Here is an 18622-nt window from a genome sequence, read left to right on the forward strand (position 1 = left end):
CTTCAGCATGGCGGCTGCGTGCCGGAAATGGTATGGCCAGGATGGCCCGGGGCGCCATGGTTGCCATTGGCGCCGGCAAGCCGGCCATTGGCGTGGCCGGCCATGGTGACCGCGCTGCGGATGGCCTCGATCATGCTGCCGTGCTCGGCCTGGCCGGTGCCAGCCAGGTCCAGCGCGGTGCCGTGGTCCACCGAGGTGCGGATAAAGGGCAGTCCCAGCGTGATGTTCACGCCGTGGCCGAAGGTGCCGTATTTCAGCGGCGCCAGCCCCTGGTCATGGTACATCGCCAGCACGCAGTCGGCATCGCGCAGGTGGCGCGGCTGGAACAGCGTGTCGGCGGGGTAGGGCCCGCGCGCGTCGATGCCGGCGTCGCACGCCTGCGCCAGCGCGGGCTCGATGATATCGATCTCTTCGCGGCCCATATGGCCGCTTTCGCCGGCGTGGGGGTTCAGGCCCGTCACCAGGATGCGCGGCCGCGCGATGCCGAAGTAGCGGCGCAGGTCGGCATCGATGATCTGCAGCGTGTGCACCAGCAGCGGGATCGACAGCGCATCGGGCACCGCGCGCAATGGCAGGTGGGTGGTGGCCAGCGCCACGCGCAGCATGGCGCCGCCGTGGGCGGGCTGCGGGCCGGCCAGCATCATCACGACGCGCGGCACGCGGGCGCTGTCGGCCAGGTATTCGGTATGGCCGGTGAAGGGAATGCCGGCGTCGTTGATGGTGCTCTTCTGCACCGGCGCCGTGACCATCGCGGCATACCGGGGCGCGGTCCTGCCATGCGCGCGGCAGCCGGCGATGGCGGCATCCAGCAGCGCCAGCACATAGCGGCCGTTGCGCGCGTCGAGCCGGCCGGCCTCGCACGGCACCGCCAGCGGGATATCCTCGATCACCACGTCGCCGTCGGCGATGCGCCGCTCCCAGGCATGCGTGACGCTCAGCGCCGCGGCGCGTTCGGCCAGCAGGCGGGCATCGCCCAGCACATGGAAGCGGTAGTGAGCGCCGCCGTTGCCCCCATGGCCGCCATGGCCGCCATGGCCGCCATGCCCGCCGTTGTTCGCACCAGCGAGCTGCAGCAACGCCCCGATGGTGATATCGGGGCCGATGCCGGCAGGTTCGCCGGTGGAGATGGCCAGGGCTAGAGGGTCGGGCATGTCAGGCAGGTGGGGCAGGCGTCAGCGCTGCCGGTTGATGCGGTACTCCACGTACGCCTGCGAGCGGAGCTGGCGCACCCAGTCATCATAGGCCGCGCGCAGCTTCTGTTCGCGGACTTCGGCACGGGCGAAATCGCGCTGCTTCTCGGGCGACAGCTCGCTCTCGCGGCGGTTCAGCACCTGAATCAGGTGCACGCCGAACTGCGTGACCACCGGCTCGGAGATCTCGCCCGGGCGCAGCCGGCTCATGGCCTGCTCGAACTCGGGCACCAGCTCGCCCGGCGATATCCAGCCGAGCTCGCCGCCCTTCTGCGCCGAGCCGTCCTGCGAGAAGCGCTTGGCCGCATCCGCAAAATCGCCGCCGTGGGTAATGCGGTCGCGCAGCGTACTGAGCTGGCGGCGCGCCTCTGCCTCGGGCATGTTGGGGCCGGTGCGGATCAGGATGTGGCGCACCTGGGTCTGGGTGATCTTGCCGGCCGCGACCGGGCTGGATGCCGGCGCCGCGCGCTTGGCCACCAGCTTGACCACATGGAAGCCCGCGGCGCTCTCCACCACCTGCGGCGCCAGGCCGCCAACCTGCAGGTCGACCACGGCATTGGCGAACAGCGCCGGCAGGCGGCCGATCTCGCGGAAGCCCATCGCCCCGCCCTGCGCGGCCTCGGGGCCTTCGGAGTTCGATTGCGCGAGCTGGGCGAAGTCGGCGCCGCCCTGGGCCTGCTTGAGCAGCCCCTCGGCCTTGGCGCGCAGCGCCTGCTTCTGCGCGTCCGATGCGTTCTCGGGCACGCGCACGAGAATCTGCGCCACGTTGTACTCGGTCGGGCCGGTAGCCGCGCCCTGGCCGCCGCGGGCCGCCAGGTAGTTGTCGATCTCGCCGTCGTAGACCTGCACCTTGGAATCGACCTCGCGCTCGCGCAGGCGGATCACCTGCACCTGCTTGCGCAGTTCGTCGCGGTACTTGGTCCAGGTCATGCCGCTGCCTTCCACGCGGCGGCGCAGCTCGGTGGCGTTCATGCGGTTCTGCTGCGCCACCGATTCGATGGCGCGGTCGATTTCCTGGTCGGTCACGCGGATGCCGGCGTCCTGCGCGGCCTGGGTCTGCACACGCTCCATCACCAGGCGCTCCAGCACCTCGCCCAGCAGGTCGGCCCGCGCCGGCACCGGACGGCCGGCGGCGCGCAGTTGGCCTTCGATCTCGTCGGCGCGGTCGAGCAGCTCGCGCCGCGTGATCACGCCGTTGTTGACCACCGCAACCACTTCGTCGACCAGCTGCGAACGCTTCTGTCCGGTGCCGGCCGGCGGCGGCACGCCCAGCTTGGGCTGACTCGACGGCGCCGTGACGTCAGACGGCTGCGGCACGAAGATGCCGCTGGGGCGCGACCCGCCGGGCGCCTTGAGCTGCGCGGCAGCGGGCGCGGCCAGCGTGGCCATGCCGACCATCGCGGCCGGCAGCAGCAGGCGGTGCCACGACGTCAGGAGAATGGAAAGCACAGCGAATTCTTGACGTTTCATCGTAATCCGTCATTCATAGTGATCGAACTGGGTCGTCGACACCGGCTTGGCGGTCACGGGCTCGTAGCCCGGCACGTTCAGGCGGAGGATATCCAGCGGGTTGGAACCGATCTTGGAAAGGCCACGGAACTCCACCTGCAGGAAGACCCGCCCGGTGTAGCCCTGCGTGGTGTTGCGGAAGCGCTGGTAGACCACGCGGCCGACCCAGCAGTCCGCCGCGTATTCGATGCCGGCCAGCGTGTCGACCATCTGGCTGGCGCTCAGGTCGAAGGCGAAGCGCGCGATGCCGTAGGCGCGGCGCGTGATCGGCCATTGGCCCGACAGCTCGAACTGGTCGATCGCGGTGTTGTCGGTCACCGAGGTCGGGCGGCGGTAGCGGTAGCCGGCGTTGAACAGCTTGCGCGGCTCGGGGCGGTACGAGAACGCGACGTTGCCGTAGTTGATGCGGTCGGTGTCCAGGTTGTACTGGATGCCGGTGTCCAGGTAATAGCCGCGGAAGAGCTGGATGGTGGTGGCCGCCAGCAGGTCCGAGGCGCCCGGCTTGGGATCGGCCACGGTGCCGTTGAGCTGCACGCGCTGGCCGGTGAAGTCATAGCGCTGCGCGATGGTGCCGCGGAAGCGCTCGATGCCGGTACTGGACTCGATCAGGCGCGTGGTCAGGCCGCCGGTCAGCTTGTTGTTGTCGGCGATGCGGTCATAGCCGGTGAACGGGTTCTCGCTGAAGATCTGCCCGTAGCCGAAGTCCGACTGCACCGTATCGAACAGCGGGAACAGGCTCTGGTCGCGGAACGGCGTGTAGACATAGAACAGGCGCGGCTCCAGCGTCTGCACGTAGTTCACCCCGAACAGGCGGCTGAGCGACGGCGCATCACGCTCGAAGGTCATGCCCGAATCCAGGCTGACGGTGGGCAGCACGCGCGAGAAATTGGTCTGCGCGGTCGGCGTGTTGCTCTGCGACTCCATCTGGTACTGCGTCGCGTTGAAGGTGACCTTCGGCGTCACGTACCATCCGGCCCGGACGATCGGGTAGCTGATGCTCGGCTGGATGAACATGCGCTCGCCCTGCGGCTGCTGGAAGCCGGTGGACGTCAGCGGGATGCGGAAGCGCGTGTAGTCGGCTTCCACCTGCACGTCGAAGCCGCCCAGGTCATAGCGCGTGTATTTGCCGTTCAACTGCGGCACGCGCTCGTACGACGGCTCGCTCGGGCGCAGCGTCTGGAACTTCTGCACCCGCGCCATCAGCGCGAAATCCTGCCAGTTGTAGGTGACGCCGCCTTCCTGCACGTACTGGCGCAGCGTCGATTGCGACACGCTGCGGTTGAAGTCGTCCGGGTAGCGGTCGTCCGAGACCCGGTTCACGTTCAGGTAGGCATTGAGCCCCGGCGCCAGGTTCTGGTTGTGCTGGATCGAGTAGGCCCAGCGGTTCGAGTTGGTCTTCCTGTCGTCGGGCAGGAATTCGGCGCGCAGACGCCCCGAATAGCCCTGGCCCAGGTAGCGGTACTCGCCGCCGAGCTGCAGGCCGCGCTCGGTCATCAGCCGCGGGAAGATCGTGAGGTCGCGGTTCGGCGCGATGTTGAAGTAGTACGGCATCGTCAGGTCGAAGCCTGAGCGCGAGCCGTAACCCATCAGCGGCGGCAGGAAGCCGCTGCGGCGCTCGTCGTTGAGCGGGAAGCTGAACGCCGGCGCCGCCGCGATCGGCACGCCGAAGAAGTTCAGCACGCCGCCGTAGGCCACGCCCACCTGGCGGTCGCTGTCCAGGTCGATCTGGTTCGCGCTGAAGTACCAGTCGGCGTTGTCCGGCGAGCAGGTGGTGTACGACGCGCGCTTGATGGTGCTGCGGTCCTTGTCCAGGAAATCGATGCGCTCGGCCTTGCCCGAGCCGCCGGTCTGCTGGAAGTAATAGTCCGGCGACAGCATGTAGCCTTCGTTGGCCTCGACCTTCATGCGGGCCTCGGGGCCGACCGCCAGCGTGCCGCTGCGCGACAGGCGCACGTTGCCCTGGGCGAAGGCCTCGTCGGTGTCCTGGTCGTAGCTCAGCTTGTCGCCCTTGACCACGCTGCCGTCGCGGCGCAGCTCGGCATGGCCCTCCAGCTCGACTCCGCGCTCGCTGTAGCCGGTCATGCGGTCGGCCTCGATAAAGGTCGGGGCGTCGGAGTCGGGCTCGCTCTGTTTGGCGGGTTCCGCAAGGCGCGGCACCATTTCGCCTGACACAGTGGGCGACTCGGGCACTTTCGGGGCGGCCTCGAACACCGGCTCGACCTGGTCCAGGTCCGGAATCGCCGAGCCCGACATCTGCGCCTGGGCGCCGGCCGACAGGCCGGCCATGGCCAGCACCAGCGGCCGCAGCGTGGCCGCGTTCAGGCCGCCGGCGCGCCTGGCGCGGGGGGCGGCGCCAATGGGGGCAGGCGAAGACAGGGCCCTGTTGTTCGGTGTTCGTCGTTGTTCGGTCATTCGCACGGGTGGTCAGTCTCGGCGTCGGCTGCGGCCGCCTGCAAGCCGCCAGCCCCCGCCGGGAGCAGGCTGCGGGGCGACGAAGGGCCCCTCCCGGAGGCCACCCGGCGCCCGGGTCTGGTCGGGTATTATACGGGGCAACCAAAGCTCCCCTTCCGGCTTACTTTCGGTTTCATTTCCGATTTCATTTCGCGCCCCTCCTCGCCCCTCCTATATGGCAGCACTTCCCCACGACCCGCGCCTGGACCAGCTCAAGACCTGGGTGTCCGGACTCGGACCGGCATGGTCCGCCGACCCCGACTCCTGCGCCCCCGCCTCGGCCGACGCCAGCTTCCGGCGCTATTTCCGCGTCAGCACCGGCAATCCGGCGCATCCGAGCGCCATCGTGATGGACGCACCGCCGGCGCACGAGGACTGCCGCCCGTTCATCCATGTGTGCAAGCTGTTCGGCGACGCCGGCGTGACCGTGCCGACCGTGCTGGCGCAGGACCTGGAGCAGGGCTTCCTGCTGCTGGCCGACCTGGGCAGCCAGACTTACCTGTCGCGGCTGGACGATTCCACCGCCCACGGCATGTATGCCGACGCCGCAGCCGCGCTGGTGCGCATCCAGGCCGCCACGCGCCCGGGCGAGCTGCCGGCCTACGACCGCGCGCTGCTGCAGCGCGAGCTCGACCTGTTCCCGCAGTGGTATGTCGGAAAACACCTGGGCGCCACGCTGAGCGATTCCCAGCAGGCCGACCTGCGCGAAGTGATGGAAGCGTTGCTTTCCAACAACCTGGGCCAGCCGCAGGTCTACGTGCACCGCGATTTCCACTCGCGCAACCTGATGGTGCTGGATGGCGGCGACAATCCGGGCGTGCTGGACTTCCAGGACGCGGTGATCGGCCCGATCACCTATGACGCGGTCTCGCTGTGGCGCGACGCCTATATCGAATGGGACGAGGAGCAGCAGCTCGACTGGCTGATCCGCTACTGGGAGCGCGCGCGCAAGGCCGGCCTGCCGGTCAGCGCCGATTTCGGCGAGTTCTACCGCGATTTCGAGTGGATGGGCCTGCAGCGCCATCTGAAAGTGCTGGGCATCTTCGCGCGGCTGTACCATCGCGACGGCAAGGACGGCTACCTGGCCAACCTGCCGCTGGTGATGAAGTACACCCGCCACGTGGCCGGCCGCTACACCGAATTGCGCAAGCTGGTCCGCCTGCTGGACGCGCTTGAAGGCGTGGCCAGCCCGGCCGGCTACACCTTCTGACGCCCGTGCCAGACGTGCCTGAAGCCCGCGACCCCGGCGCCAGCGACGCCCCCGCCATCACCGCCGTCGGCGAATGGCTGGCCGGCGCGCGCGCCCTCGCGCCCATGCTGCTTGGCGTAGTGCCGTTCGGGCTGATCTACGGCGTGCTGGCGGTCGGCGCCGGGATGCCCGCGTGGCTGGCCTGCGCGATGAGCGTGATCGTGTTCGGCGGCGCCTCGCAGATGATCCTGACCCAGCTCTGGACGGCCGGCACGCCGGCGGTCGTGATCACGCTGACGGTGGCGATGGTCAACCTGCGCCACGCGCTGTATTCGGCCACCATCGCGCCGTCGCTGGCGCACCTGCCGCGGCGCTGGAAGGCGCTGATCGCCTACCTGCTGACCGACGAGGCCTTTGCCGCGATGACGCACCGGCTGGGCGATACCGGCCCGCGCGCGCAATATCGCCACTGGTATTACTTTGGCGGCGGTTTCGCGCTGTGGGCAAGCTGGCAGCTGTCGACGCTGGCCGGGGTGCTGGTCGGCGCCCAGGTGCCGCGCGACTGGCCGCTCGATTTCTTCTTGCCGCTGACCTTCATCGGCATCATCGTGCCGGGGCTGAAGCACCGCTCGCATGTGGCCGCGGCACTGGCCGCCAGCGTGCTGGCGGTGGCCTGCTTCGGGCTGCCGCACAAGCTGGGCCTGATGGTGGCCGCGCTCGGCGGCATTGCGGCCGGCATGCTGGTGCTGGGCCGCGGCAACCGCCCCGGGCCGCGCGCTGCCGCCAAGGCCCCCGGCGCCGCCGGTTCGGCAGGCGAGGAGGCCGCATGAATTCGTTGACCCTGCTGTGGGTATTTCTCGCCGCGGGCCTGGCCACCTTCCTGATCCGGCTGTCGTTTATCGCCGTGGAAGGCCGCGTGCGGCTGCCGCCGTGGTTCCGCACCGCGCTGCAGTTCGTGCCGGCCGCGATGCTGTCGGCGCTGATCGCGCCCGACCTGCTGATGCAGCACGGCGAGCTCGCCCTGACCCCGACCAACGCCCGCCTGGTGGCTGGCGTGGTCGCCATCCTGATTGCCGCGCGTACCCGCAGCGTAGGCTGGACCATTGCCGGCGGCATGGCCACGCTGCTCGCGCTGGAGGCTTTGTCTTGACAATAAAAACCATGATCTTCGCCGCCGGTCGCGGCGACCGCATGCGCCCGCTGACCGACAGCCGCCCCAAGCCTTTGCTGGAAGTGGGCGGCAAGCCGCTGATCGTCTGGAAGATCGAGGCGCTGGCGCGCGCCGGCCTGCGCGACATCGTCATCAACCATGCGTGGCTGGGCGAGCAGATCGAGGCCGCGCTGGGCGACGGCAGCCGCTTCGGCGTGCGCATTGCGTATTCGGCCGAAGGCCAGGCGCTGGAAACCGCGGGCGGCATCGCCAAGGCCCTGCCGCTGTTGTCGCATGCCCCGGAGCGGGGCGAGATCTTCCTGGCCGTGTCCGGCGATATCTTCTGCGACTACGACTTCCGCGCGCTGCTGCCGCGCGCCGCGGCGCTGGCGGGCGCGGCCGAACCGCGCATGCACCTGGTGATGGTGCCCAACCCGTCGTTCCATCCGCGGGGGGATTTCGCGATGGATGCGCAGGGGCGGCTGTCGCTGGACGAGCATCCGGCGGGTGGCGAACGGCTCACCTTCGGCAATATCGGGCTGTACGACACGCGCTTCTTCACCGGTATCGCGCCCGGCACCCGGGTGCCGATGACGCCGACCTATCACGCTGCCATCGCCGCCGGCACCGCCAGCGCCGAGCGCTTTGACGGGCGCTGGGAGAATGTGGGGACGCCGGGGCAACTGGCGGAGCTGGATGCCGCGGTGAGTGCGGCGCTGGCGCCGACGCGTGCGGCCGCGCACGGACGCTAGCGCGCTCGCGTCGCCACGCGACTTTCGGTCCACCGGCGCAGCGGGGCGCCCAGCGGCGTTAGAATCGGCCTGATCCTCCCCATCCAGGCCCTGACATGTCCGCACCCGACAATGCCCTCCTCGCCGCTTGCCGCGACCGCCGCGCCCGTGTGCTGCAGCACCTGCGCGCCGGCGGCGGTGGCGTGGCGATCCTGCCCACGGCGCCGGAAGCCATGCGCAACCGCGACAGCGACTACCCGTACCGGCACGACAGCTACTTCTATTACCTGACCGGCTTTCCCGAGCCCGAAGCCGTACTGGTGCTGGTGGCGGGCGCGCCCGGCGATCCGGCCGAGGCCGACCGCAGCATCCTGTTCTGCCGCCCCAAGCACGAAGAGCGCGAGATCTGGGACGGCTTCCGCTTCGGTCCCGAAGGCGCGCGCGCCGCGTTCGGCTTCGATGAAGCGCACTCGGTCGAGGAGATCGATGCCACGCTGCCGTCGCTGCTGGCCAACCGCGCGCAGCTTGCCTACCCGCTCGCCGACTCGACCCGCACCGACATGCAGCTGCGCCGCTGGCTGGACGCCGTGCGCATGCAGGGCCGCGCCGGCGTCACCGCGCCCTCGGTCGCGCTCGATATCCGCACACTGCTCGACGAGATGCGCCTGTTCAAGGACGCGGGCGAGCTGGCCACCATGCGCCGCGCCGCCGAGATCTCGGCGCGTGCTCATGTGCGCGCGATGCAGGCCACCCGCGCCGGTCTGCGCGAATATCACCTGGAAGCCGAGCTGCTCTATGCATTCCGCCGCCACGGCGCGCAGAGCGTGGCCTACAACTCGATCGTCGCCGCCGGCCCCAACGCCTGTGTGCTGCACTATCGCGCCGGCCCGGCCGAGCTGAAGGACGGCGACCTGTGCCTGATCGACGCAGGCTGCGAGCTGGACGGCTACGCCTCGGACATCACCCGCACCTTCCCGGTCTCGGGGCGCTTCTCGCCGGCGCAGCGCGAGCTGTACGACCTGGTGGTGGCCGCGCAGGAAGCCGCCATCGCCGAAACCCGCGCGGGCGTGCCCTACAACGTGCCGCACGACGCCGCCGTGCGTGTGCTGGCGCAGGGCATGCTCGATACCGGCCTGCTCGACCGCAACAAGGAAGGTACGCTCGACGACGTGCTCGCCAACGGCAGCTACCGCCGGTTCTACATGCACCGCACCGGCCACTGGCTCGGCATGGATGTGCATGACGTGGGCGAATACCGGGTCTCAAGCCACAACGGCGAAGGCGAGCGCCCGTGGCGCCCGCTGCAGCCCGGCATGGTGCTGACCATCGAGCCGGGCATCTACGTGCGCCCGGCCGAGGACGTACCCGAGCGCTACTGGCATATCGGCATCCGCATCGAGGACGACGCCATCGTCACCGACGGCGACTGCGAGCTGATCACGCGCGGCGTGCCGGTGCGCGCCGACGAGATCGAGGCGCTGATGCGCGACCAACAACCTGCTACCGGAGAGCTGCGATGATCGGCTGGCTGCGCAGGATCCTTCCCGGCCAGGACCGCAGCGGCAACAATGCGGGAGCCACGCGCCGGCTGGATCCGTCCGATCCCTTCATCATCAACCTGTATGACGACCGCGTGGTGGTTCACCGCCCCGACGGCCAGCGCGAGGAAGTCGCCTGGGACGTGCTCGAGCGCGTGGTGGTGCGCGTGTCGGACCGCGCGCCGTGGGCCGGCACCGCCTGGCTGATCCTGATCGGCGCGGAGGACAGCGGCCAGGGCTGCGTGGTGCCGTTCGATGCCGCCAACCATGCCGCATTGCTCGAGCGGCTGCGCGCGCTGCCGGGCTTCAATCACCAGAAGCTCGACAATGCGATGCGCGACGCCGCGGCCGGCAAGTCGCGCTCGGATGCGATCTGCTGGAAGCGGGGCGCCGATGCCGGCAGTGAAGGCGCACACCAGGGAGGCAATGCAGGAGGCAGCGACGATGCCCGCCGCGCAAGCTGATTCCCGCGATATCGCCATCGTCGGCGGCGGCCCGGTCGGGCTGGCGCTGGCGTGCCAGCTGCTGCGCACCGCCGACTGGCGCATCACGCTGATCGACGCCGCCACGCCGGCGCGCGCCGCGCGCGACCCGCGCGCGATCGCGCTGTCGCACGGCAGCCGCCAGTTGCTGGAGCAGATTGGCGCGTGGCCAGTGCCCGGCAGCCCGATCGAACATATCCATGTGTCGCAGCGCGGCCGCTTCGGCCATGTGCGGCTGCACCATGACGACTACGGCGTGCCGGCCCTCGGCTACGTGGTGCGCTACGGCGAGCTGTGCGACGTGCTGGAACGCGCCCTCGCCCGCGCCGCGCAGGGCGCCGGCGAAGACCGGCTGCAGCGCGTATTCGAGACCCGTATCGACCAGATCGAGCAGGACCCGGTGCCGCGCGGGCTGGAGGAGGTCGCGGACGTTGTCGATACCGGCCACGTGCACCTGACCGGCACCGCCCACGACGGCCAGGTCGCGCGCTTTACCGCGCGCCTGGCGGTGCAGGCCGAGGGCGGGCTGTTCCACGAGCAGGCCGCGCACCGCGGCCATGGCGCGCGCACGCGCGACTATCGCCAGACCGCGGTGATCGCCCATGTCACCTGCTCGCGCCCGCAGCCGGGCTGGGCCTGGGAGCGCTTTACCGAGGAAGGGCCGCTGGCGCTGCTGCCGTACGACGAGCATGGTGTGCAGGGCTACGCGCTGGTGTGGTGCTGCCCGCCGGAGCAGGCCGCGCGCCGGCTGGCGCTGCCCGAAGCCGCGTTCGCCGCGGAGCTGGGCCAGGTCTTTGGCGACCGCATGGGCGCTTTCACGCTGGCGGGCAAGCGCCACGCCTTTCCGCTGGGACTGAACGCGGCACCGGTGACGGTCAACGGCCGCGTCGCGGCGGTCGGCAATGCCGCGCAGACGCTGCACCCGGTGGCCGGCCAGGGGCTCAACCTGGGCCTGCGCGATGCCTTTGCGCTGGCCGACTCGCTGCGCAGCGCCTGCACGCCGCAGGCGCTGCAGTCCTTTGCCAGCCGCCACCGGCTGGACCGCGCGGTCACGATCGGCGTCACCGACCTGCTGCCGCGGCTCTTCGGCGTGCCCTATCCGCTGGCGGCGCACGCCCGCGGCGCGTCGCTGGCGGCGCTGGCCTGCATGCCGCCGCTGCGGCATGCGCTGGCGCGCCATATGATGTTCGGCATGCGGCGCTGATCCTCCTGCGTGGCGCGGGCGCCACGCGCGGCAGCGGCCAGGTGGATTGGCCCGCCGCGCGCAACGGTCCGCTTGCCGGCTCCTCCATCATTGCCGGGCTGCCACCGACCGGCGGCATTTGCGCCACGTGCTGTCGCGCCGATGCGCCGCAGATGCTCAAATCTTGGGCAGCGGCGACCGTTTGGCGGTAGAATCCTGCCCTCGCACATGTCCCGATCCACCGCCGGCCGCAGTTTCGGCAGGGGGCATGTTTTACCGTCTCGTCTGTTTTGTCCTCCGTTTCAGGGCCGGCCGTCCTGGTGCCCACCGCGCCCCAGCCACGGCCCGCCCAGCAGAACCGCCACACCACCGCCCAATCGTGCAGATCGGACCGCATCCACTCCGCAACAACCTGTTCGTCGCCCCGATGGCGGGCGTCACGGACCGGCCGTTCCGCCAGCTCTGCAAGCAGCTCGGCGCGGGCTATGCGGTGTCGGAGATGGTGGCGTCCAACGCACAGTTGTGGAAGAGCGAGAAAACCATGCGCCGCGCCAACCATGCCGGCGAGGTCGAGCCCATCGCCGTGCAGATCGCCGGCGCCGAACCGTCGATGATGGCCGAGGCCGCACGCTACAACGTGGACCGCGGCGCGCAGATCATCGACATCAACATGGGCTGCCCGGCCAAGAAGGTGTGCAACGTGGCCGCCGGCTCGGCGCTGCTGCAGAACGAGCCGCTGGTGGTGCGCATCGTCGAGGCGGTGGTCGCCGCCGTCGGCGACCGCGTGCCGGTCACGCTGAAGATCCGCACCGGCTGGAACCGCGAAAACCGCAACGCGCTGCGCATCGCGCGCATGGTGCAGGACGCGGGCATCAGCATGCTCACCATCCATGGCCGCACCCGCGCCGACCTGTACCACGGCGAGGCCGAGTACGAGACCATTGCCGCGGTCAAGGCAGCGCTCTCGATCCCGGTCGTCGCCAATGGCGACATCACTACGCCGCACAAGGCCAGGGAAGTGCTGGCGCTGACCGGCGCGGACGCGATCATGATCGGCCGCGCGGCGCAGGGCCGGCCGTGGCTCTTCCGTGAGATCGAACACTTCCTGAAGACCGGCGCGCTGCTGCCGTCGCCGGAGGTGGCCGAGATCCGCGCCATCATGAACGCGCACCTGGAAGACCACTACGCCTTCTACGGCGAGTTCACCGGCGTGCGCACCGCGCGCAAGCATATCGCCTGGTACACGCGCGGCCTGCGCGGCGCCAACCTGTTCCGCCACCGGATGAACACGCTGGAGAGCACCACCGAGCAACTGGCGGCGGTCAACGCGTTCTTCGACGAGCAGGCGCAGTTCTCGGACCGGCTGGTGTACGTCGACGACGCCGCAGCGAACACCAACGAAGCAGACGAAGCGAACAACAACAAAAACGGGGAGTTGCTTGCCGCATGAGCCGCAACGCTATCGACCAGTGCATCCGGGAAAGCCTGGATACGTACTTTCGCGACCTGGACGGGGAAGAACCGTCCAATATGTACAACATGGTGCTCGAGGCCGTCGAACGGCCCCTGCTCGAGGCCGTGATGCTGCGCGCCGAGCGCAACCAGTCACTGGCCGCTGCCTACCTGGGCATCAATCGCAATACGCTGCGCAAGAAACTGCAGCAGCACGGTTTACTCTGAATTTGAAGCGTCTCCCACAGCCATGATCAAGCAAGCCCTACTCTCTGTTTCCGACAAGACCGGCATCGTCGACTTCGCGCGCGAACTGAACGCGCTCGGCGTCACGCTGCTTTCCACCGGCGGCACCGCCAAGCTGCTGGCCGACAGCGGCCTGCCCGTGACGGAGGTGGCCGACTACACCGGCTTCCCGGAAATGCTCGACGGCCGCGTGAAGACGCTGCACCCCAAGGTCCACGGCGGCATCCTGGCGCGCCGCGACCTGCCGGAGCACATGGCCGCGCTGGCCGAACACAACATCCCGACGATCGACCTGCTGGTGGTGAACCTGTACCCGTTCCAGCAGACCGTGGCCAAGGATGACTGCACGCTGCCGGACGCGATCGAGAATATCGATATCGGCGGCCCGACCATGCTGCGCTCGGCGGCCAAGAACCACCGCGACGTGACGGTGATCGTCGATCCGGCCGACTACGCCGTGGTGCTCGACGAAATGCGTGCCAACGGCAACAGCGTCGGCTATGACACCAACTTCCGGCTGGCGACCAAGGTATTCGCGCACACCGCGCAGTACGACGGCGCCATCACCAACTACCTGACCAGCCTCGGTGCCGACAAGTCGCACCAGGCCCGCAGCGCCTACCCGCAGACGCTGAACCTGGCCTTCGACAAGGTGCAGGAGATGCGCTACGGCGAGAACCCGCACCAGTCGGCCGCGTTCTACCGCGACCTGAAGGCCGTGGACGGCGCGCTGGCCAACTACGTGCAGCTGCAGGGCAAGGAACTGTCGTACAACAACATTGCCGACGCCGACGCCGCCTGGGAATGCGTCAAGTCGTTCGACGCCGCCGCCGGCGCCGCCTGCGTCATCATCAAGCACGCCAACCCGTGCGGCGTGGCGCTGGGCGCCAATGCGCTGGAAGCGTATGACAAGGCCTTCAAGACCGACTCGACCTCGGCCTTCGGCGGCATCATCGCCTTCAACGTCGAGCTGGATGAGACCGCCGCGCAAGCCGTCGCCAAGCAGTTCGTTGAAGTACTGATCGCCCCGGCGTTCAGCGCCGGCGCGCGTGCCGTGTTCGCGGCCAAGCAGAACGTGCGCCTGCTGGAAATCCCGCTGGGCAAGGGCGTCAACCAGTATGACTTCAAGCGCGTCGGCGGCGGCCTGCTGGTGCAGAGCCCGGACGCTAGGAACGTGCAGCCGTCCGAGCTGCGCGTGGTGACGCGCCGCCACCCCACACCGAAGGAAATGGACGACCTGATGTTCGCCTGGCGCGTGGCCAAGTTCGTCAAGTCCAACGCCATCGTGTTCTGCGGCGGCGGCATGACGCTGGGCGTCGGCGCCGGCCAGATGAGCCGCGTGGACTCGGCCCGCATCGCCAGCATCAAGGCGCAGAACGCCGGCCTGACGCTGGCCGGGTCGGCGGTGGCGTCGGATGCGTTCTTCCCGTTCCGTGACGGGCTGGATGTGGTGGTCGATGCGGGTGCTACCTGCGTGATCCAGCCGGGTGGTTCGGTGCGTGACGATGAGGTGATTGCCGCGGCCGACGAGCGCGGTATTGCCATGGTGCTGACGGGTACGCGGCATTTCCGGCATTAAGCACACCGGGTTCCCGCCGGTTTGCTCCCCTCTCCCGCCTGCGGTAAAGGCAAGCGCCTGCGGGAGAGGGAGCACCCAAATGGTTGCTCAAACATCTTCTGGCTTTTGCCACTCTCTCAGGGCCATGCCAGCGCGAACGCCCGCGCAAAACGCAATACACTAGCACCGGCATTCACCCGACCCACCCCATGCGAATCCTAGGCATCGACCCCGGCCTGCGCACCACCGGCTTTGGCGTGATCGAGAAGCACGGCAACAAGCTTGCCTACGTGGCCTCGGGCACGATCAAGAGCGACGGCAATTCGGCGCTGCCAGAGCGGCTGAAGACGCTGTACGACGGCATCAGCGAAGTGTCCCGCACCTATGCGCCCGACTGCGCGGCGATCGAGAAGGTGTTCGTCAACGTCAACCCGCAATCGACGCTGCTGCTCGGCCAGGCCCGCGGCGCGGCGATCTGCGGGCTGGTGGGCTACGGGTTGCCGGTGTTCGAATACACCGCGCTGCAGCTCAAGGTGGCGGTGGTCGGCTATGGCCGCGCCAACAAGGCCCAGGTGCAGGAGATGGTGACGCGGCTGCTGATGCTGCCCGGTCAGCCCGGCAGCGATGCGGCCGATGCGCTGGGCGTGGCGATCTGCCATGCCAACGGCGGCGATACACTGGGCACGCTGGCGGGGCTGGCGCCCGAGCTGGTGCGCAAGGGCATGCGGGTGCGGCGCGGCCGGCTGGTAGGCTGAGTTGGTCGGTGGAGCGCCGGCCGCGGGCACGCGCGGTCCCCGTCTCTTACAATCGGGCATTCGTCTTCCCACAGGAACGCCGCATGCCAAGCCAGTCCCGACTGAGCGCGCCGCGCTCGCGCGCCGCCGGCCTCTTCTTCCCTGCTTGCCGACGATGGCTGTTGCCGGCCGCTGCCGTGGCCGCCTGCGCCGTGCTGCTCGCCGGCTGCGCCACCGCGCCGCGCCACAAGCGCGTGGCGCCGGCCCCGGCGCCCGCGCCAGGCGCGCCACCATCACCCGCGGCGGAGAAACCCAGGGCGCTGGTGATCGCGCACCGCGGCGCCAGCGCGCTGCGCCCCGAACACACGCTCGCCGCCTACGCCAAGGCGATCGAGGACGGCGCCGACGCGATCGAGCCGGACCTTGTCATGACGCGCGACGGCGTGCTGGTGGCGCGCCACGAGAACGACATCACCGGCACCACCAATGTCGCCGAGCTGCCGCAGTTTGCCGAGCGCAAGCGCACCAAGGTCATCGATGGCGAGCGCCTGACCGGCTGGTTCACCGAAGACTTCACGCTGGCCGAGCTCAAGACGCTGCGCGCACGCGAGCGCATCCCGCGCCTGCGTCCGGCCAATGCGCGGCTCAACGACCAGTTCGAAGTGCCGACCTTCGACGAGATCGTGCGCCTGGCCGAGCAGGCCTCGGTGCGCACCGGCAAACCCATCGGCATCTATGCCGAACTGAAGCACCCGAGCTACTTCCGCGGCATCGGCCTGCCGCTTGAAGAAAAGCTGGCCGCTGCCGTGCGCGCGCAGGCCTACCTGCGCCAGGCGCCGGTGTTTATCCAGTGCTTCGAGAGCGGCAGCCTGCGCGCGCTGCGCCGCGTGCTCGGCCGCGGCCAGTCCAACGTCAGGCTGGTGCAGCTCGTCGGCAGCCCGCACAAGGGTCCGGCCGACTGGAAGCTGGCGGGCGACACCCGCACCTATGGCGACATGCTGAGCACGACCGGCCTGCGCGAAGTGGCCGGCTATGCCGACGGCATCGGCCCCGAAAAGAGCAACGTGGTGCCACGCGACGCGCAGGGCGCGCTGGCCGCGCCAACCGCGGTGGTGCACAACGCGCATGCGGCCGGCCTGTTCGTCCACCCCTACACCTTCCGCCCGGAAAACAGCTTCCTGCCGAAGGCGCTGCAGAGCGGCGGTGACGACGCCACGCGCAGCCCGGCGGGCATGGTGCGCGAGGTGCAGGCGTTTATCGCCGCCGGCGTCGACGGCTTCTTCACCGACGACCCGGCACTGGGCCGGCGCGCGGTCGATACGCCGGCGCGCTGAGGCCGGCTGGGTCTGCAGAGCGGCCGCGCGGTACACTTGCGGCCGCTTCATCCCCTACCTGACACACCACACCATGATCGGACGCATCGCCGGCACCCTTGTCGAGAAGAATCCCCCACACCTGCTGGTCGACTGCCACGGCGTCGGCTATGAGGTCGACGTGCCGATGAGCACCTTCTATAACCTGCCCGCGGTGGGCCAGCCGGTGACGCTGCTGACGCAGCTGATCGTGCGCGAGGACGCGCACCTGCTGTACGGCTTCGGCACCGCCGCCGAGCGCAACACCTTCCGCGAGCTGATCAAGATCACCGGCATTGGCGCGCGCATGGCGCTGGCGGTGCTGTCGGGCATGTCCGTGTCGGAACTGGCGCAGGCGATCACGCTGCAGGAAGCCGGGCGGCTCACGCGCGTGCCCGGCATCGGCAAGAAGACCGCCGAGCGGCTGCTGCTCGAGCTCAAAGGCAAGCTGGGGGCGGAACTGGGCTATGCGCCGGGCACGCCGGCGGTGCCTGACAGCGCCGTCGACGTGCTCAATGCGCTGCTGGCGCTGGGCTACTCGGATAAGGAAGCCGCGCTGGCGATCAAGCAGGTGCCGGCGGGCACCGGCGTGTCCGAGGGCATCAAGCTGGCGCTGAAGGCGCTGTCCAAGGGCTGAGGCGTAGAATGACAGGGTATTTCCGCTGACCGCCATGATCGAAACCGACAAGCTAGCCGCCCCCGCCCGCGTGATCTCCGCCAGCCCCGCCTCGTCGCAGGAGGAGGCGTACGAGCGCGCGCTGCGGCCCAAGCTGCTGGACGAGTATGTCGGCCAGGAGAAAGTGCGCGGCCAGCTCGATATCTTCATGCATGCGGCGCGCAACCGGCGCGAGGCGCTCGACCACGTGCTGCTGTTCGGCCCGCCGGGGCTGGGCAAGACCACGCTGGCGCATATCATCGCGCGCGAGATGGGCGTCAGCCTGCGCCAGACCTCCGGCCCGGTGCTGGAGCGCCCCGGTGACCTGGCGGCGCTGCTGACCAACCTGGAAGCCAACGACGTGCTGTTTATCGACGAGATCCACCGGCTCTCGCCGATCGTCGAGGAAATCCTGTACCCGGCGCTCGAGGACTACCAGATCGACATTATGATCGGCGAAGGCCCGGCGGCCCGCTCGGTCAAGCTCGACCTGCAGCCGTTCACGCTGGTGGGCGCCACCACCCGCGCCGGCATGCTGACCAACCCGCTGCGCGACCGCTTCGGCATCGTGGCGCGGCTGGAGTTCTATACCGCGGAGGAGCTGGCGCGCATCGTCACGCGCTCGGCGCAGCTGCTGCATGCCCGCATCGACCCGCACGGCGCGCTGGAAATCGCCCGGCGCGCGCGCGGCACGCCCCGGATCGCCAACCGGCTGCTGCGCCGGGTGCGCGACTATGCCGAGGTCAAGGGCGACGGCACCATCACCCGCGAGATGGCCGATGCCGCGCTGGCCATGCTGGACGTGGACCGGGTCGGCTTCGACCTGATGGACCGCAAGCTGCTGGAAGCCGTGCTGCACAAGTTCGGCGGGGGCCCGGTGGGCGTGGACAACCTGGCCGCGGCCATTGGCGAGGAGCGCGACACCATCGAGGATGTGCTCGAGCCCTACCTGATCCAGCAAGGCTACCTGCAGCGCACTCCGCGCGGGCGCGTCGCCACGGCGGCGGCCTACCGGCACTTCGGGCTGGCCTCGCCGCAAGCCGGCGGCGCCGGCGAGCTGTTCGACGGCCAGTAGGCACGGCGCGCCGCCAGTTAAATGTTTTAATTTCTCCTCTGAAATTTTTTCGAAGTGGATTGCTGGCCCGTGGCCGATTGTCCACAATGGTTTTATCGGCACCGGATGGTGCCCCTCGATGACCGCG

The 18622-nt window shown here is 69.4% G+C and carries 17 protein-coding genes; 14 read left to right on the plus strand and 3 right to left on the minus strand.

Going from position 1 to position 18622, the window contains the following annotated elements; translation table 11 throughout:
* Positions 1 to 2 precede the first annotated feature (2 nt).
* The 3 genes from pdxA to AB1I47_RS07630 are packed head-to-tail and all read right to left on the minus strand — an operon-like array spanning position 3 to position 5111.
* Entirely contained in the window at positions 3 to 1151 is a 1149-nt protein-coding gene (pdxA, locus tag AB1I47_RS07620; protein ID WP_354683168.1) for a 4-hydroxythreonine-4-phosphate dehydrogenase PdxA, read from the minus strand.
* A gap of 21 nt (positions 1152 to 1172) precedes the next feature.
* Positions 1173 to 2660 carry a peptidylprolyl isomerase gene (locus AB1I47_RS07625; RefSeq protein WP_354683169.1) on the minus strand — a complete coding sequence of 496 codons (1488 nt, stop codon included), beginning with the start codon at positions 2658 to 2660 and terminating at the stop codon, positions 1173 to 1175.
* Between the two features lie 9 nt (positions 2661 to 2669).
* Complete coding sequence (locus AB1I47_RS07630) at positions 2670 to 5111, minus strand: LPS-assembly protein LptD (RefSeq protein WP_354683170.1); 2442 nt, start codon at positions 5109 to 5111, stop codon at positions 2670 to 2672.
* A 214-nt stretch (positions 5112 to 5325) separates the two neighbouring features.
* Between AB1I47_RS07630 and AB1I47_RS07635 the strand changes: the two genes are divergently transcribed.
* From AB1I47_RS07635 to ruvB, 14 genes are all read left to right on the plus strand, one after another.
* Positions 5326 to 6360, plus strand: coding sequence for an aminoglycoside phosphotransferase family protein (locus tag AB1I47_RS07635; RefSeq protein WP_354683171.1), 1035 nt, complete (start codon positions 5326 to 5328; stop codon positions 6358 to 6360).
* A gap of 104 nt (positions 6361 to 6464) precedes the next feature.
* On the plus strand, positions 6465 to 7169 hold the full coding sequence (locus tag AB1I47_RS07640; RefSeq protein ID WP_354683244.1) for an AzlC family ABC transporter permease: 705 nt from the start codon (positions 6465 to 6467) through the stop codon (positions 7167 to 7169).
* Positions 7166 to 7489: an AzlD domain-containing protein gene (locus AB1I47_RS07645; protein WP_354683172.1), complete on the plus strand. Its 324-nt coding sequence runs from the start codon at positions 7166 to 7168 to the stop codon at positions 7487 to 7489. The genes AB1I47_RS07640 and AB1I47_RS07645 overlap by 4 nt, the downstream gene beginning before the upstream one ends.
* Positions 7490 to 7491: 2 nt before the next feature.
* The gene (gene murU, locus AB1I47_RS07650; RefSeq protein ID WP_354683245.1) at positions 7492 to 8241 is read left to right on the plus strand and encodes an N-acetylmuramate alpha-1-phosphate uridylyltransferase MurU; all 750 of its coding nucleotides are present in this window, start codon (positions 7492 to 7494) and stop codon (positions 8239 to 8241) included.
* 95 nt (positions 8242 to 8336) lie between these two features.
* Positions 8337 to 9740: an aminopeptidase P N-terminal domain-containing protein gene (locus AB1I47_RS07655; protein ID WP_354683173.1), complete on the plus strand. Its 1404-nt coding sequence runs from the start codon at positions 8337 to 8339 to the stop codon at positions 9738 to 9740.
* Positions 9737 to 10222: a hypothetical protein gene (locus AB1I47_RS07660; protein ID WP_354683174.1), complete on the plus strand. Its 486-nt coding sequence runs from the start codon at positions 9737 to 9739 to the stop codon at positions 10220 to 10222. The genes AB1I47_RS07655 and AB1I47_RS07660 overlap by 4 nt, the downstream gene beginning before the upstream one ends.
* Positions 10203 to 11444, plus strand: coding sequence for a UbiH/UbiF/VisC/COQ6 family ubiquinone biosynthesis hydroxylase (locus tag AB1I47_RS07665; protein WP_354683175.1), 1242 nt, complete (start codon positions 10203 to 10205; stop codon positions 11442 to 11444). Before AB1I47_RS07660 ends, AB1I47_RS07665 begins: the two co-directional genes overlap by 20 nt.
* Before the next feature lie 358 nt (positions 11445 to 11802).
* A complete protein-coding gene (gene dusB, locus AB1I47_RS07670; RefSeq protein ID WP_354683176.1) occupies positions 11803 to 12873 on the plus strand; it encodes a tRNA dihydrouridine synthase DusB in 1071 nt (356 codons plus the stop codon).
* Entirely contained in the window at positions 12870 to 13103 is a 234-nt protein-coding gene (locus AB1I47_RS07675; RefSeq protein WP_022533577.1) for a Fis family transcriptional regulator, read from the plus strand. The genes dusB and AB1I47_RS07675 overlap by 4 nt, the downstream gene beginning before the upstream one ends.
* A 22-nt stretch (positions 13104 to 13125) precedes the next feature.
* A complete protein-coding gene (purH, locus tag AB1I47_RS07680) occupies positions 13126 to 14700 on the plus strand; it encodes a bifunctional phosphoribosylaminoimidazolecarboxamide formyltransferase/IMP cyclohydrolase (RefSeq protein WP_354683177.1) in 1575 nt (524 codons plus the stop codon).
* A gap of 188 nt (positions 14701 to 14888) precedes the next feature.
* Complete coding sequence (ruvC, locus tag AB1I47_RS07685) at positions 14889 to 15434, plus strand: crossover junction endodeoxyribonuclease RuvC (RefSeq protein ID WP_354683178.1); 546 nt, start codon at positions 14889 to 14891, stop codon at positions 15432 to 15434.
* A gap of 83 nt (positions 15435 to 15517) precedes the next feature.
* Complete coding sequence (locus AB1I47_RS07690; protein ID WP_354683179.1) at positions 15518 to 16747, plus strand: glycerophosphodiester phosphodiesterase; 1230 nt, start codon at positions 15518 to 15520, stop codon at positions 16745 to 16747.
* Between the two features lie 73 nt (positions 16748 to 16820).
* Positions 16821 to 17402, plus strand: coding sequence for a Holliday junction branch migration protein RuvA (ruvA, locus tag AB1I47_RS07695; protein WP_354683180.1), 582 nt, complete (start codon positions 16821 to 16823; stop codon positions 17400 to 17402).
* A 34-nt stretch (positions 17403 to 17436) separates the two neighbouring features.
* Positions 17437 to 18495 carry a Holliday junction branch migration DNA helicase RuvB gene (gene ruvB / locus AB1I47_RS07700; protein ID WP_354683181.1) on the plus strand — a complete coding sequence of 353 codons (1059 nt, stop codon included), beginning with the start codon at positions 17437 to 17439 and terminating at the stop codon, positions 18493 to 18495.
* Positions 18496 to 18622 lie beyond the last annotated feature (127 nt).

The sequence above is a fragment of the Cupriavidus necator genome (genome assembly GCF_040578825.1).
GTDB classification, from domain to species: domain Bacteria; phylum Pseudomonadota; class Gammaproteobacteria; order Burkholderiales; family Burkholderiaceae; genus Cupriavidus; species Cupriavidus necator_E.

Excerpts from the sequence above, each read along its gene's own strand:
- pdxA (WP_354683168.1), bottom strand. The coding sequence starts at position 1,151 with ATGCCCGACCCTCTAGCCCTGGCCATCTCCACCGGCGAACCTGCCGGC.
- AB1I47_RS07625 (WP_354683169.1), bottom strand. The coding sequence starts at position 2,660 with ATGAAACGTCAAGAATTCGCTGTGCTTTCCATTCTCCTGACGTCGTGG.
- AB1I47_RS07630 (WP_354683170.1), bottom strand. The coding sequence starts at position 5,111 with ATGACCGAACAACGACGAACACCGAACAACAGGGCCCTGTCTTCGCCT.
- AB1I47_RS07635 (WP_354683171.1), top strand. The coding sequence starts at position 5,326 with ATGGCAGCACTTCCCCACGACCCGCGCCTGGACCAGCTCAAGACCTGG.
- AB1I47_RS07640 (WP_354683244.1), top strand. The coding sequence starts at position 6,465 with ATGCTGCTTGGCGTAGTGCCGTTCGGGCTGATCTACGGCGTGCTGGCG.
- AB1I47_RS07645 (WP_354683172.1), top strand. The coding sequence starts at position 7,166 with ATGAATTCGTTGACCCTGCTGTGGGTATTTCTCGCCGCGGGCCTGGCC.
- AB1I47_RS07655 (WP_354683173.1), top strand. The coding sequence starts at position 8,337 with ATGTCCGCACCCGACAATGCCCTCCTCGCCGCTTGCCGCGACCGCCGC.
- AB1I47_RS07660 (WP_354683174.1), top strand. The coding sequence starts at position 9,737 with ATGATCGGCTGGCTGCGCAGGATCCTTCCCGGCCAGGACCGCAGCGGC.
- AB1I47_RS07665 (WP_354683175.1), top strand. The coding sequence starts at position 10,203 with ATGCCCGCCGCGCAAGCTGATTCCCGCGATATCGCCATCGTCGGCGGC.
- AB1I47_RS07675 (WP_022533577.1), top strand. The coding sequence starts at position 12,870 with ATGAGCCGCAACGCTATCGACCAGTGCATCCGGGAAAGCCTGGATACG.
- purH (WP_354683177.1), top strand. The coding sequence starts at position 13,126 with ATGATCAAGCAAGCCCTACTCTCTGTTTCCGACAAGACCGGCATCGTC.
- ruvC (WP_354683178.1), top strand. The coding sequence starts at position 14,889 with ATGCGAATCCTAGGCATCGACCCCGGCCTGCGCACCACCGGCTTTGGC.
- AB1I47_RS07690 (WP_354683179.1), top strand. The coding sequence starts at position 15,518 with ATGCCAAGCCAGTCCCGACTGAGCGCGCCGCGCTCGCGCGCCGCCGGC.
- ruvA (WP_354683180.1), top strand. The coding sequence starts at position 16,821 with ATGATCGGACGCATCGCCGGCACCCTTGTCGAGAAGAATCCCCCACAC.
- ruvB (WP_354683181.1), top strand. The coding sequence starts at position 17,437 with ATGATCGAAACCGACAAGCTAGCCGCCCCCGCCCGCGTGATCTCCGCC.